We start from the raw sequence: 13,821 nt of genomic DNA on the forward strand, positions 1-13,821 counted from the left end.
CGGCGGTGCGGCGCCGGCGGTGGCGGGTGCGGTGAAGGGCCGACCGGGGCCTGGCCGACCCCCCACCGCCGCCCGCGGCGACCGCGTGACGCGCCTGACGGGGACTGCCCCGCCAGGCGCGTCAGGCGCGGCCGCGGGGACGGGCCTGCGAGGCGGTCGTCAGCCGCCGATGTTGACGTCGACGCAGGCGTAGAAGGCGTTCGCCGTGTCGGCGACGTTCCACACGGCGAGCACCTTCTGCTTGCCGGTGATGCCGCCGAAGTTGACCGTGTGGCTGAACTCGGCCGGAGGCTGGGCACCGCCGTCGTCGAACTCCGCCACCTTCTGGCCACCGACGAAGTACTGCCAGGTGCTCGTGCTGTGCCGCGCGGTGATCTTCCAGTTGAACGTCGTGGTGCTGCCGACGTTCGTCACGGCCCAGCCCTTGCTGTCGTCGTCGAGCTCGGCGAAGCCCTGGTTGCCGCCGCTGCAACTGGTCAGGCCCTTGGGCCCCTCGACGCTCTGCGGCTCGTACTTGATGGCGCCGCACTCCACGGTGCCCGTGGCACACTGGTCCTGACGGCTCGGCGGGTTGGTGATCCAGCCGTGCGCGCTCGCCTGCTGGGTGGGGATGGCGAGGAGGAGCAGCGGGGCCGCGCCCGCGCCGACGACTGCGGCCTTGAGAGCTTTGCGGCTCTTGCCGGCACGCTTCGTACTGCGGTGCATACAACACTCCTTGCGTGGGGGGTAATTGGTCTAGACTTTAGTCATTGGCCGTTCACCGTCAACCCCTTCAGTGCGCACGCGTCTCTCTGTACCTTCGGCGGAACGCACGGTTGATAACGGGGCGCCCCACTACCTACGGTGACCGTGTGACGACAAAGGCGCCCGGCTCCGGCGCCGGCCCGCCGGAGCACCCACCACCTTTCGACCCCGCGGCGGCCCGTCGATTACGCCGCGCGCTGGGCCTCGGACACGACCACGTCGCGTACGGCATGCGCGCCGCGTACGGCCTGGCCGTACCCGCCGCCGCGGTGGCCGACTGGGAGAAGGGCCACGCCCGCCCCACCCGCCACGAACTCGACGCCCTGGCCGGCGCCCTGTGGTGCAGACCGGCCGACCTGATGGGGTCCTCCACCTCCCTCCACGCCCACCGCCGCGCCCACGGCCTGCCCCTGGACGACGTGGCCCGCCACATCGGGATGGACCCCGCGACCTACCTCAGCGCCGAGCGGACCGGCCGCTGGCCCGGCACCGAATCCCAGGCCACCCGGCTCGCCTACCTCCTGCGCCTCCCCCTCCCGGACCTCCTGGACCTCACCGGTCGCAGCGAACCCCTGGCCCGCCACCTCCGCGACGCGGCCACCACCCGCTGGCAGCCCCAGGTCCGCCCCGTGGCCCGCCTCACCCGCTTACCCCGCCGCCCGCTGGAACGCGCGCTGAGCACCCTGCACGAGGAGTACCAGACCCGGATCGCCGCGGCCCGCAACTGGGACGAGGTTCCCGCCTGGGAGTCCGCCCCGGAGTCCGCTTCGGAGTCCGCCTCGGGGCTGACCACGTACCTGCAGCAGGTACTCCCCCGCTTCTGGGAACTCCTGCGCAACTGACCCCCACCGGCCACCGGCCCGCCGCGGCCCCGCGGGCCGCGGAACTCCGTCCACGAGGAGGGCGCGAGCGATCCACCACCGGCTCACGAGGACCGCAGGTTATGGTCCGGGGCGAACGCATGGCCGGATTCTCCTCGTTCCGCAGGCGCGCCCGTCCCCGGGATGCCGCCTTGGGCGCGCCCGACACCCTCTTGAACAGAGATAGGGATTACACCCATGACGACGTCCGGACCCTCCCCCGTCTCAGGCTTTGGACCGCGGCGCAGGTCGCTCGTGCTCGGCGGCGCGTCGGCCGTGGCGCTGGCCGCCTGGGGGCGGCCCGGCGCGGCCGCCGCCGACCGGTCCGCCGGCCCGGCAGCGGAGCCGGCCGAAGAATTCGACTTCGACACGGGCAACTTCATCCGGGACCTGGTCCCCAGGGCGGCCGGCACGCCGGACGCGGGGGTCTTCGGGCCCATGGACGCCTCCATCCTGATCTGGACCACCCACGCGCTGCAGACCTCGTGGTTCGACGCGCTGGCGCCCTACCACCCGACCGCGGTCGGCGTGCACTCGCGCATCCCCCGCCGCCCCGCGAGCGAGTCCACCACCAACAGGAACAAGAACATCGCGGGCCTGCACGGCTGGTACCAGGTGCGCAAGGGCCTGGACCCGGAGCAGTTGGAGGGCATGCGCCAGTTGATGATCTCGCTCGGCCTGGATCCCGACGACGAGTCGGAGGACCCGACCAGTCCGGTCGGCATCGGCAACATCGCCGGCAAGGCCATCATCAGGGACCGCCTGCGCGACGGCATGAACCACCTCGGTGACGTGGGCCGCAAGTACCACGGCCGGCCCTACGAGGACTACACCGGCTACCGGTCCGTGAACAGGCCCGACGAACTGACCCACCCCTCGCGCTGGCAGCCCGCGGTGCACCCGCACCGCCGGCGCGTCGGCGGCGGTCCCGGCGACAAGGCCGTCTGGGTCACCCAGCGGTTCGTCACCCCGCAGTTCCGGCTGGTCAAGGCCCACACCTTCCGGGACCCGGCCAGGTTCAGGCTCGCCCCGCCGGACCACACCGACCACACCGACCGCCGTCGCTACAAGCGGTCGGTGGACGAGATCCTGGAGGCGTCGGCCGCTCTGACCGACGAGCAGAAGGCGAAGGCGGAGTTCTTCGACAACAAGTTCCTGGGCGTCGGCCAGTCCACGTACGCCGCGGCGATGGCCCATGACCTGGACCTGGACGGCTGGGTCCACCTGTTCTTCACGGCGTCCGTGGCGCAGTTCGACGACCTGATCGCCGCCTGGCACCAGAAGGCCAGGTACGACGCCGTCCGGCCGTTCAGCGCGGTCCGGCACGTCTACGGCCGCCGCAAGGTGGAGGGCTGGGGCGGGCCCGGCAAGGGAACGGTCCGCCTGCGCGCGGACGAGTGGGCCAGCTACCTGCCCGTGGGCGACCACCCGGACTACCCCTCCGGCTCCACCACGCTGTGCGCCGCCGAGGCGCAGGCGGCGCGGCGCTTCCTCGACTCCGACGTCCTGGACTGGACGTGGCCGGTGCCCGCCGGCTCGGGGCTGACGGAGCCGGGGCTCGTCCCCGCCGAGGACATCGAGCTGCGCTACCCCACCTGGACGGAGTTCGTCGAGGAGTGCGCCATGAGCCGGGTGTGGGGAGGCGTGCACTTCACGAAGACGACCGAGAGGTCCATCGGGTTCGGCACGCCGTTCGGCGACATGGCCTACGAGTTCGTCCAGCGGCACATCAAGGGCGACGTCAAGGACTGAGCGCGACGGCGAGCGGACCCCCGGCGGACCGGGCGCGCACCGCGGGCTGCACAATGCTGACCGCGGGCCCGGGCCGGGGGTCCGGCTCCGCCTTCCGCATCCGCGTCCTCCGGGGGTTGTGACGGACACCGAACTGACCGACGCCGTCGGCGAGCCCGTCAGGACCGCGCGGCTCGACCTCCTCCCCCTGCACGTCGCGCACGCCGACGAGATGGCCGGCGTGCTCGCCGACCCGGCGCTCTACGCGTTCACCGGCGGCTCGCCGCCCGCCCTCGGGGAACTGCGGGCGCGCTACGCGCGGTTGGCGGCGGGGGCGCCGGGGGGCGGGACCGTGTGGGGCAACTGGGTGCTGCGGATACGGGCGGACGGCACGCTCTGCGGGTACGTGCAGGTGACGATCCGGGACCGCGTCGCCGAGGTCGCCTGGGTGGTGGGGACCCCCTGGCAGGGGCAGGGCTTCGCCGGTGAGGCCGCCCGCGGTCTCGTCGCGAGGCTGCGCGGGCTGCCGCTGCACGCCGTCGTCGCGCACGTCCACCCCGACCACCGCGCCTCCGCCGCGGTCGCGGCGTCCGCGGGGCTGGCGCGTACGGACCTCGTCCACGACGGCGAGGCCGTCTGGCGGCTCGATCTCACGGCGCCCACGGCCGGCTGACCGGGGTCACCCGGTCCGGCTGCCGATCCCGTCCAGCTCGGCCATGTCCCCCTCGGAGAGGGCGAGCCCCGCGCCCGCGACGTTCTCGCGCAGGTGCGCCACCGACGAGGTGCCGGGAATCAGCAGGATGTTCGGCGACCGCAGCAGCAGCCACGCCAGCGCGACCGCCAGCGGCGTCGCGGACAGCCGCGTGGCCACCGCGGACAGCGCCGTGGACTGCAGCGGAGTGAAGCCGCCGAGCGGGAAGAAGGGCACGTAGGCGATGCCCGCGCCGGCGAGTTCGTCGATCAGCTCGTCGTCCTGCCGGTGGGCGAGGTTGTACATGTTCTGCACGCACACGACCGGTGCGATCGACCGCGCCTCGGCGACCTGCTCGGCCGTCGCGTTGCTCACGCCGAGGTGGCGGATCAGGCCCATCTGCCTCAGTCCGGCCAGGGTCTCGAAGGGCTCGGCGAGCGAGCCGGGCACGGGTCCCCGGGCGTCGCCGAGGCGGAGGTTGACCACGTCGAGCGTGTCGAGGCCGAGGTCGTCCAGGTTCTCCCGGACGGCGCCGCGCAGGTCCTCGGGGCGCCGGGCCGGGGGCCAGCCGCCCTGCGGGTCGCGCACCGCGCCGACCTTGGTCACGACGTGCAGCGAGGCGGGGTAGGGGGCGAGCGCCTCGCGGATCAGCCGGTTGGTCACGCGCGGTCCGTACGTGCCGGCCGTGTCGATGTGCGTGATCCCCAGGGCCACCGCCTCGCGCAGGACGGCGAGCGCGCCCTCGCGGTCGGCGGGCGGCCCCATGACCCCGGGGCCGGCGAGCTGCATGGCGCCGTAGCCGACGCGGGTGACGGTCAGATCGCCCAGGGTCCAGGTGCCGCCGGGCGGTTGCGGGGAGGAGATGTCCATGGATCGCCTTTCCTGTCGGGCCGGTGCGGGCTGTCCCGCCCGTGCCGTCGATGCTCGCGCGCCGCCGAGCGGCGCGGCCAATACCGACACGGTGACCTGTCATACCCAGCGGGTATCACCGGCGTACGCTGGCACCGTGGACACGCTGGAGACACGGGAGCTGCGCTACTTCCTCGCCGTCGCCGAGGAACTGCACTTCGGCCGCGCCGCCGCCCGCCTGGGCATCGCCCAGCCACCGCTGTCCCGGGCGATCCAGCAGCTCGAACGGCGCCTCGGCGTCCGCCTGCTGGAGCGCGACCGCCGCGGAGTCGCCCTGACCGCCGCCGGCGAGATGCTGCTGCACGAGGGCCGCGCCGCCCTCGACGCGACCACCGCCGCCGTCCGCCGCACCCGCCGCGCGGGCGGCACGGGCGGGACGGGCGGGACGGGGGAGTCCCGCAACCGCCTGGTGCTGGCGGTGAAGGCCGCCGCGTCCCACGAGCTGCTGCGGAAGCTCCTCGACGCCTACGCCGCGGAACCGGACGCCGCCGAGGTCGAGGTGCTGCCCAGCGGCACCTGCGAACAGGGCGAGATGCTGCGCGACGGCCGCGCCGACGTGGCGCTCATGCACACGCCGTTCCACACCCTGGCCGGCTTCGACAGCGAGGAGCTGACGAGCGAGGGCCAGATCGTCATCCTGCCCGCCGCACACCCCCTCGCCGCGCGTACGGCCCTGACGCTCACCGACATCGCCGACGTCCCGGGCCTGCCGCTCGCCCGCTGGTCCCGCGACGCACCCGGGCCGGGGCCCGAGATCCACGACCAGACGCAACTGGCCCAGTTGATCGCCCTCGGCCGCACCGCGGCCGTCTTCCCGGACTCCGCCCGCGCCTGGCTCTGGGCCGAGCACACCGCCGTGCCCCTGACCGACGCGCCGCAGGTCGTCACCCACATCGCGTGGCCGGCGCACAGCCGCTCGGTCGCCCTGGCGCGGCTGGTCCGTACGGCCACCGGGCTGTGACGCCCGGCGCACCGGCCGTCGTGGCGCGATGCCCGCGGCGACGGCCGCGCGGGCACCGCTCCACCCGCGGTCAGTAGTCCCAGACGATCGGCGCGAACCGGAAGGCGTCGCCGGCGACCGCCACGTGACAGACGGACGGGAACGGCAGGTGGGTCGCCAGCAGTTGCTCGCCGCTCGCCGCCATCTCCGTCAGGAGACGGACCCGGACACGGGCCGACTCCTCGGGGTCGTGTTCGAAGCCGTTGTACCAGCCGGGCTGGTCGAACCCGCACTGGAACACGGCGTCGCCGGCGAACGTCAGCCGGTCGCCGCCGGACTCCAGGCGGATGATGCTGTGTCCCGGGGTGTGGCCGCCCGTGCGCACGATCGTCACCCCCGGCGCCACCTCCTGCTCCTTCTCGAACGGCGTCAACTGGCCGCGGTACACGTCCAGGAACTTCGAGGCGGTCGCGCGGAGCACCGCCGGCACCGCCGCCGGCATGGCCGTGCGGGAGAAGTCCGGCGCTTCCCAGAACTCGGCCTCGGCGGATGCCAGGTGGACCCGCAGGTCCGTACGCAGCCGGCCCCGCAGCCCTTCGACGAGCAGCCCGCCGATGTGGTCCATGTGCAGGTGGGTGAGGACCACGTCGGTCACGGACGCGGGGTCGATCCCGGCCGCGTCCAGGCGCCTGGCCAACTGCCCGACCCGCGGGAAGTCCGGGAACTCCGACCCCAGTCCGGAGTCGACGAGGATGGTCCGGCCACCGCTGCGTACGACCGCCACGTTGATCGGGTAGACGAGCATCTCCGGCAGGAAGTTCTCACCGAGCCAGGCGGACAGGTCGGCCCTTGCGGCGTTGGTGGCCAGCGTCTCGGCGTCGATCTGCATGGTCCCGTCGCTGATCACCGTCACGTCGATGTCGCCGACCTTCAACGCGTAGCGGGACGGCACCGCTTCGTCCAGTCCGTGCACGTCGGGGTGTGCGAGCTTCATGGCGTCTCCTCGTGAAGAGCTCGACCGAAGACACGACGGCGCCGTGGGTGGTGCCGTCCGGTCATTGCCTAGACCGGACAGCCACCCCGCTCTGTGACAGTTGTGCTACTCCTCGCGTTGGCGAGGGCCGTAGCGCTCGGCGTGGTCCGCCCGCAGGGCGGCGTCGAACTCCTCGATGCGGGCGCGGAGCGTCGCGACGAGTTCGGGGTGGTGCCGGGAGAGGTCGTAGCACTCCCCCGGATCGCGGGCGAGGTGGAAGAGCTGCGGCAGCTCCTCGGTGGCGGAGAAGGCGCGGCCGGTGAAGTACGGTCCGGGCACGCGGCCCACGTGCAGCTTCCAGTCGCCGCGGCGCACGGCGTTGCAGTTGCCGACGGACGGCGTGGGCCGGTCGTCGTAGTAGAAGATGTCGCCGCGGTCCACCGGGCGGCCGGTGGTCAGGGCACGCAGGATGCTGCGGCCGTCGATGGGGCGGTCCGGGTCGGGCTCGACGCCCGCGGCCTCCAGCAGGGTCGGGAGGACGTCCACGAGGGAGGTGGGCCGGCGGTAGGTGACCCCGGCCGGCACCGCGGCGGGCCACTCGACCACGAACGGCACGCGCTGGCCGCCCTCGTACGTCTCCGCCTTGCGGCCGTACAGGTCCCCGGCGCTGCCGACGTACCACGGTCCGTTGTCGCTGGTGAAGATCACGCAGGTGTCGTCGCGGACGCCGAGGGCGTCGAGTTCGTCCAGCAGCACGCCCACGTAGTGGTCGATCTCCTCCACCGAGTCGCCGTGCGGGCCCGCCGCCGAGCGGCCCGCGAACTCCGAGGCGAGGGGCTCGTGCGGCTGGGTCATGGCGAGGTAGACGAAGAACGGCCGGTCGGCGTGGGCGCGGACGAAGGCGATCGTCTCCTCCGCGTAGCGCCGCGTCAGGCTCGCCTGGTCCGGAGGCTGGGCGACGATCTCGCGGTCGTCGTAGAGCGGCAACGGCGTCATGTCGTTGGAGTACGGCAGGCCGAAGTAGCGGTCGAAGCCGTGCTCCAGGGGGTGCAGCCGGGGGTCGACGGCGGGGTTGCCGAGGTGCCACTTGCCGATGTGGGCGGTCGCGTAGCCCGCGCCCCTGAGGTACGTGGCGAGCGTGGTCTCCCGCGTCGACAGTCCGCCCGTGTGGTCGGGGAAGAGCACGGTCGCGAGGTTCACGCGCGGCGCGTAGCAGCCGGTCAGCAGCGCGGCGCGGGACGGGGTGCAGGTGGGGGCGCCCGCGTAGAAGTCGGTGAACCGCATGCCGCGGCGCGCCATGCCGTCGATGGCGGGCGTCCGCACCAGCGGCGAGCCGTAGCAGCCGGGGTCGCCGTAGCCGAGGTCGTCGCAGTAGACGATCACGACGTTCGGCGGGGCGGGCTGCGCACCGCGGGCCGGGGCGGCGGCGGTGACGCCGGCGACGGCGGCCAGGCCCGCGGCGCCGGAGCCCTTCAGGACCGTGCGCCGGGTGGCGGATGCGGCGGCGGCTGCGGCGGGCGTGACTTCGGGGGGCGGGACGCTCATACGGTCGTCGTCTCCTTCCGCGCCGCGGCCTCGGCGACAGCCTTCCGCGCCGCCGCCTCGGCGGCGACGTCATCGCGCAGTTCCTCCAGCGGCCCGCGGAGCCTCGCCACGACCTCGGGGTGGAGCGCGGCCAGGTTGTACGCCTCGCGGACGTCGGCCCTGACGTCGAAGAGCTGCGGCATGTACGCGGTCCGGCCGGCACCGAACGCGACGTGCAGCTTCCAGCGGTCGCTGCGCACGGCGTTCAGCCACTCGTCGGAGAAGAGGTAGACCGGTCCCCGGCCGGGCGAGGAACGGCCGGACAGCAGCGCGGACATGTCCTCGCCGTCGAGGCCTTCCGGCGGGTCCACCCCGGCGAGCGCGCACAGCGACGGCGTCAGGTCCAGCAAGGAGCGCGGCGTCCGGTCGCGGGTGCGGCGAGTGACGGACGGCCAGGAGGCGACGAACGGGACGCGGACGCCGCCGTCGAAGACCTCGGGTTTCCGGCCGCGCCGCTCCTGCGTGCGCCCCTCGTAGCGCGGGCCGTTGTCGCTGGTGACGATGACCAGCGTGCGGCGGGTCAGCCGCCTGCGGTCGAGGTGCCGCAGGAGGACGTCGAGGTAGTGGTCGAGTTGCTCGACCAGGTCGCCGTAGGCGCCGGCGGCCGATGCGCGGTGGAAGCGGGGCTCGACCCGGTAGGGGGCGTGCGGCCCGAGGTGGGAGAGGACGGCGAGGAACGGGCCGTCGCGGTGGTCGTCGACGAAGTCGAGGGCGGCGTCGGTGAGGTGGCGCACCGACAGCGCCGGGTCGGCGTCGTCCACGACGGCGGTGCGCCCGTCGTACCAGGCCAGCGGGGTGACGTCGGTGCCGTACAGGGTGCCCGCGAACCGGTCGAAGCCGTGGTCGAGCGGGTGCCGCCCCGGCCCTGCGCCGAGCCGCCACTGACCGAACAGCCCGGTGGCGTAGCCCGCGCTCCCGAGCAGCTTCGCGACGGTGACCGCCTCCGGGGGCAGGCCGGCGTCGGTGCCGGGTCCGGTGGAGGCGGGCAGGCCGTACCGTGCGCCGTAGCGCCCGGTGAGCAGGCCGGCGCGCGAGGGCGTGTCGGTCGCGGCGGCGGCGTACATCGCGTCGCAGACGACACCGCCGGCCGCCAGCCGGTCGGTTGCCGGGGTACGGACGAGGCGCGCGCCGTAGGGACCGAGATCGCCGACGCCCAGGTCGTCCGCCAGAACCACGACGACGTTCGGTGGCACCATGACCCCGCCTCTCTGCCGTGACAGGAACATGGCGACCATAGACGACTGTCACCGGGCCGCCAACACCTTCGGCAGAGAGAGTGCACACTTTCTCCACTGAGAGGCGAAAGTGTGCCGGCGGCCTCAGGCCCCGCGCACCCGCTCATAGCGGGCCAGCAGTGCCCGCCCGTCCGGGGCGAACGGCCACTCCGGGTCGGCCAGCCGCGCCCTGAGCTCGTCCCAGTCGAGCCACCGGCCCTCGGCGACCTCTTCCGCCTGAGGCACGATCAGGCCGTGCCGCGCCGGCTCGTAGACCGCCTCGTAGAGATGGGCCAGGTAATTGGTGTGCGTGTCCGTGAACCAGTGCCGGTCGACCAGCCGCACCGGACAGTCCTTCACACCGAGCTCCTCGGCCAACTCCCGCTCGGCGGCGGTGTCCGGCTCCTCGCCCGCCGCGATCACCCCACCGGCCCACGCGTCGTGCAGACCGGGATACACGTCCTTGGTGTCGGTGCGGCGATGCACGTAGACCTGCCCGGAGGCGTCCCTGACGAGGATCTTCACGGCGGCGTGCGGCAGGTTCCGCGCACGCATCCGGCTTCTGGGCGCACTGCCGACGACCCGGCCGGGCACCACGTCCTGGGCGTACAGGGCGACGATCTCTTCCATGTCTCTCCTTGCTACGGGATCTCCACCAGTACCGTGCCCAGGTGGCGGCCCGCCAGCAGGCCGAGCAGCGCGCCCGGAGCCCGGTCGAGCCCGGTCAGCCGGACGTGCGGGAAACGCGGCCTGCCCTCGCGCAGCCCGGCGCTGAACTACGCCTCCCAGCGGGCCGCCGGCGCGCGATGGTCGGTCAGCGTCAATCCCTGCACACTGATGCCCGGGGACACCGGTTCGAGGGTGTCCCGGGTGGCCGGCGCGCGGGTGCGGTGGTGACCGTCCGACCCGGCCTCCAGGGCAGGCAGAAACAGGCGGCTGCAGGGCAGTGGTCGGCGAATCCCCAGCACCCGGCAATGACCCGGACTGGTCGGAAGCGCAGGCGAAGATCGGCCAGATCCCGGCAGCAGCCTTCCAGACGACGGCGGCGGATCACGACACGCTCAGCGCACGATCGACTGGATTTCCTGCACCTCGAGTTCCTGCGTGGCCTCGACGATTCCGGTGGGCAGTTGCTCGTCCGTGGTGCCGTCCGACGCGCTCCAGGTCACCCGCCAGGTAACGGAGGCGGTGAAGTCGTACGGACCGGTGCTCTCGGAGGATCGGAGGTAGGTCACGCCACACGGCGGCATCCTGTCGGCGTCGCCCTTCCGGTAAGGAGTACCGACGGCCCCGTCCTCGTTCATAGCGCACTCGCCGCCGTCGGGATGCAGTTCGGCGTCGTCGGTGCCGGGCTCGATGGTCAACGAGACGGGCGTCGCGGTGGTTTCGGCCCACATACCCAAGGCGGGGACGGTCGCCCTCGCAGTCACCGGCTGGAATCGGGCTCCGTCCAGCCACACCCACGTGGGGAGGTTGACGGTCTGCTCACCTTCGGGCCGCAACTCCGCCTCGGTGTCGGGCACGACCATCCGCTCGTAGGCGAGTTCGGCGAGCATCGCGGGGTCGATGGCCTGGTCCGCCACCCACGCGGGCGCGGGCTCGCCGTTGTCCACCCAGAACGGCACCTCGGAGCATTCGCCGCGAGCGAGCACGTCCTCTTCCGCCGGGTTCTCGACGCCGGCCCAGAACTTCCCCTCGCCGTCGTTCTTGACGTTCCAGTCCTGGAAGCCCGGATGGTTCGGCCAGCTATAGCCGTCCTCGTAGTGGTCGAGTAACTGCTGTAACGCACTGCCCGCGTGGCCGGTCATCCCCGGCGCGGCCATCTGCTCCTCGATGGACTTCTTGGTGGCCCGCTTGAAGTCCTTGGCACCGAGATAGGGGGCATACCAGCACGGAGGCGGATTCCATCCGGCAGTGGCGGGTGCGAGGTTCCCCGGTCCCTGGCCTTCGTCCTCTACTGCACCGGAGAACTGGATACCGCCGCCGGTGCGGGCCCAGATCTCCTGGTCGTCGGCCCCGGCGTCGGTTTCGCGGTCGATCGGAGCATCCGCCTGCGCCGAACCCGCTCCCGCCACCAGTCCGAACGCGCACAGCAGCGAGACCATCGCTGCTCCTGCCCGATTCACTCCTCGCACTGAGTGGCCTCCCCCTCGACGTCGATCGTGGTGGCTTGCCACACGTCGTCCCGCCCCGGGAACTTCGCCATGCTGACCTGGTAGAACAGGTAACTGGCGCTGCTCTCTTCGGTACGCAGCACTTCGTCTGTCTTGATCTTCTTGCCGAAGATCTTCGACTGGTCGACGCAGAAGGAGATCCCGACCGTAGTGCCGTAGCTTCGCACCTCGGCCTGGTAGTAACGCTCGGTGCCCGTCGCGGTCAGTCCGCCATCCACGTACGCCTGGATCTGGTCCTGTGCGTACGTCAGGGCCTGGTCGCGTGAGTAGAACTGCGCCGCGGGGTCCTTCGGCTCCTGCTCCGCGACGCCCCGATAGATGCTCCGGATGTAGTTCGCGGCATCACGCTGTGCCACCGCATGGTCCGGCTTCGACGGCTCGTCCCAGTCGAAGACCAGCTTCATGTCCTCCGGCAACGACACGTCCGGCGCCCCCTCCGGCGCGTCGCCCTCCGGCATCGGCGACTCCGGTGTCTCGGAGCTGGGGTCCTTCGCTCCCTCGATCTTCTCCGACCTGCCGTCGTCGCCGGAGTCGGAGTCCCCGCAGGCAGTGAGCGTCAGCGCGGCGGCCGTCGCGAGGGCAGCGGCCGTCAGGGCGGTGCGTGTACGCATGGCAAGAAGCTCCCGGTCGGTCGGCGGGAACAACTGGCGCCGGTGTGCGGCCTCTTGTCCCCCGGTGGCGAACTCTGCACGGTACGTTACCGAACCGATCGCCGGGATTAAGGACGACTTCGCGCCCGCCGGGTCACGTTGCGGACACACGGGCGCGGGGCGGTGCCGGTGGACCCGGACGGGCCGCCCGGGCCTCCGCGGGTGTCACCGGTGGGTCAGAAGACGACCTCCGCCTCGTCCATCCGGTTCGCCGGGACGCGCTTCAGCTCGCGGGTCGCGTCCGCCAGCGGGGCCATCACGATGTCCGTCCCCCGCAGCGCCGTCATCTGCCCGAAGTCGCCGCGGTGCACCGCCTCCACCGCGTGCCACCCGAAGCGCGTCGCCAGGACGCGGTCGTACGCCGTGGGCGTGCCGCCGCGCTGGACGTGGCCGAGGATGACCGGCTTGGCCTCCTTGCCCAGGCGGCGCTCCAGCTCGCCGGCCAGGCGGTTGCCGATGCCGGTGAAGCGCTCGTGGCCGTACTGGTCGATCTCGCCCTTCTTGTACTCCATCGTGCCCTCCGCCGGGTGCGCGCCCTCGGCGACGCAGATGACGGCGAACTTCTTGTGCCGGTCGAAGCGCTCCTCGACCATCTTGCACAGGTTGCCGATGTCGAACGGCCGCTCCGGCAGGCAGATGCCGTGCGCGCCGCCGGCCATGCCGGACTCCAGCGCGATCCAGCCCGCGTGCCGCCCCATGACCTCGACGACCATGACGCGCTGGTGGGACTCGGCGGTGGTCTTCAGCCGGTCCATCGCCTCGGTGGCCACGCCGACGGCCGTGTCGAAGCCGAAGGTGCGGTCGGTGGCGGAGATGTCGTTGTCGATCGTCTTCGGTACGCCGACGACCGGCATCCCCGCGTCGGCGAGCATCGCCGACGCGGTGAGGGTGCCCTCGCCGCCGATCGGGATGAGCGCGTCGAGGCCCAGCTCGCGGCTGAGCTCCTCGGTGTTCTCGCACGCTTCGCGGAGCCGGTCGCGCTCCAGCCGGGACGAGCCGAGGACGGTGCCGCCGCGGGCGAGGATGCCGCTGACGGCGTTGAGGTCCAGCTTGTGGTACCGCCCCTCGAGCAGGCCCTTGAAGCCGTCCTCGAACCCGATCACCTCGTCGCCGTGACCGGCCACGGCCCGGTGGACCACCGACCTGATCACCGCGTTCAGGCCGGGGCAGTCTCCGCCCGCCGTGAGTACTCCGATGCGCATGTCTCTCCTGCTCGGTCCCGTCGCATGCATGCTCGATGCCGATTCTCCCATGCCCCGCGAGTCACCCGATCGAACGGCCGGTTAACCCTCCGTCACACGCGGCGGTCACCCCGCCGCCACCGGCCGCCTGCCGCGCGCCCGCGCCGGGC

13 protein-coding genes are annotated in these 13,821 nt (G+C 72.6%); 4 read left to right on the plus strand and 9 right to left on the minus strand.

Going from position 1 to position 13,821, the window contains the following annotated elements; translation table 11 throughout:
* Positions 1 to 159: 159 nt before the first annotated feature.
* The gene (locus O7599_RS10700; protein WP_281621901.1) at positions 160 to 705 is read right to left on the minus strand and encodes a lytic polysaccharide monooxygenase auxiliary activity family 9 protein; all 546 of its coding nucleotides are present in this window, start codon (positions 703 to 705) and stop codon (positions 160 to 162) included.
* Between the two features lie 146 nt (positions 706 to 851).
* Here O7599_RS10700 and O7599_RS10705 point away from each other — a divergent pair, with 146 nt between their 5' ends.
* The 3 genes from O7599_RS10705 to O7599_RS10715 all read left to right on the plus strand — a co-directional run bounded on the left by O7599_RS10705 (position 852) and on the right by O7599_RS10715 (position 4,008).
* On the plus strand, positions 852 to 1,586 hold the full coding sequence (locus O7599_RS10705; protein WP_281621902.1) for a helix-turn-helix domain-containing protein: 735 nt from the start codon (positions 852 to 854) through the stop codon (positions 1,584 to 1,586).
* 216 nt (positions 1,587 to 1,802) lie between these two features.
* Positions 1,803 to 3,356 carry a DUF6851 domain-containing protein gene (locus O7599_RS10710; protein ID WP_281621903.1) on the plus strand — a complete coding sequence of 518 codons (1,554 nt, stop codon included), beginning with the start codon at positions 1,803 to 1,805 and terminating at the stop codon, positions 3,354 to 3,356.
* Between the two features lie 118 nt (positions 3,357 to 3,474).
* Entirely contained in the window at positions 3,475 to 4,008 is a 534-nt protein-coding gene (locus tag O7599_RS10715) for a GNAT family N-acetyltransferase (protein ID WP_281621904.1), read from the plus strand.
* Positions 4,009 to 4,014: 6 nt separating this feature from the next.
* Here the strand turns inward: O7599_RS10715 and O7599_RS10720 are convergent, their stop codons facing one another.
* Positions 4,015 to 4,896 (minus strand): oxidoreductase, encoded by an 882-nt coding sequence (locus tag O7599_RS10720; RefSeq protein WP_281621905.1) that lies wholly within the window; start codon positions 4,894 to 4,896, stop codon positions 4,015 to 4,017.
* A gap of 145 nt (positions 4,897 to 5,041) precedes the next feature.
* On the opposite strand from O7599_RS10720, the gene O7599_RS10725 reads away from it, so the two are divergent.
* Positions 5,042 to 5,896 (plus strand): LysR family transcriptional regulator, encoded by an 855-nt coding sequence (locus O7599_RS10725; protein WP_281623340.1) that lies wholly within the window; start codon positions 5,042 to 5,044, stop codon positions 5,894 to 5,896.
* Between the two features lie 70 nt (positions 5,897 to 5,966).
* Here the strand turns inward: O7599_RS10725 and O7599_RS10730 are convergent, their stop codons facing one another.
* The 7 genes from O7599_RS10730 to O7599_RS10760 all read right to left on the minus strand — a co-directional run bounded on the left by O7599_RS10730 (position 5,967) and on the right by O7599_RS10760 (position 13,672).
* Positions 5,967 to 6,869: an MBL fold metallo-hydrolase gene (locus tag O7599_RS10730; protein WP_281621906.1), complete on the minus strand. Its 903-nt coding sequence runs from the start codon at positions 6,867 to 6,869 to the stop codon at positions 5,967 to 5,969.
* 105 nt (positions 6,870 to 6,974) lie between these two features.
* Entirely contained in the window at positions 6,975 to 8,393 is a 1,419-nt protein-coding gene (locus tag O7599_RS10735) for a sulfatase (protein WP_281621907.1), read from the minus strand.
* Positions 8,390 to 9,628, minus strand: coding sequence for a sulfatase-like hydrolase/transferase (locus tag O7599_RS10740; RefSeq protein ID WP_281621908.1), 1,239 nt, complete (start codon positions 9,626 to 9,628; stop codon positions 8,390 to 8,392). Before O7599_RS10740 ends, O7599_RS10735 begins: the two co-directional genes overlap by 4 nt.
* A 123-nt stretch (positions 9,629 to 9,751) precedes the next feature.
* The gene (locus O7599_RS10745) at positions 9,752 to 10,276 is read right to left on the minus strand and encodes an NUDIX domain-containing protein (RefSeq protein WP_281621909.1); all 525 of its coding nucleotides are present in this window, start codon (positions 10,274 to 10,276) and stop codon (positions 9,752 to 9,754) included.
* Between the two features lie 431 nt (positions 10,277 to 10,707).
* Positions 10,708 to 11,751 carry a hypothetical protein gene (locus O7599_RS10750; protein ID WP_281621910.1) on the minus strand — a complete coding sequence of 348 codons (1,044 nt, stop codon included), beginning with the start codon at positions 11,749 to 11,751 and terminating at the stop codon, positions 10,708 to 10,710.
* A 17-nt stretch (positions 11,752 to 11,768) separates the two neighbouring features.
* Positions 11,769 to 12,431 (minus strand): hypothetical protein, encoded by a 663-nt coding sequence (locus O7599_RS10755; RefSeq protein ID WP_281621911.1) that lies wholly within the window; start codon positions 12,429 to 12,431, stop codon positions 11,769 to 11,771.
* Positions 12,432 to 12,646: 215 nt separating this feature from the next.
* Positions 12,647 to 13,672: a 6-phosphofructokinase gene (locus O7599_RS10760; protein WP_281621912.1), complete on the minus strand. Its 1,026-nt coding sequence runs from the start codon at positions 13,670 to 13,672 to the stop codon at positions 12,647 to 12,649.
* Positions 13,673 to 13,821 lie beyond the last annotated feature (149 nt).

It is taken from the genome of Streptomyces sp. WMMC500 (genome assembly GCF_027497195.1).
Classification (GTDB): Bacteria; Actinomycetota; Actinomycetes; order Streptomycetales; family Streptomycetaceae; genus Streptomyces.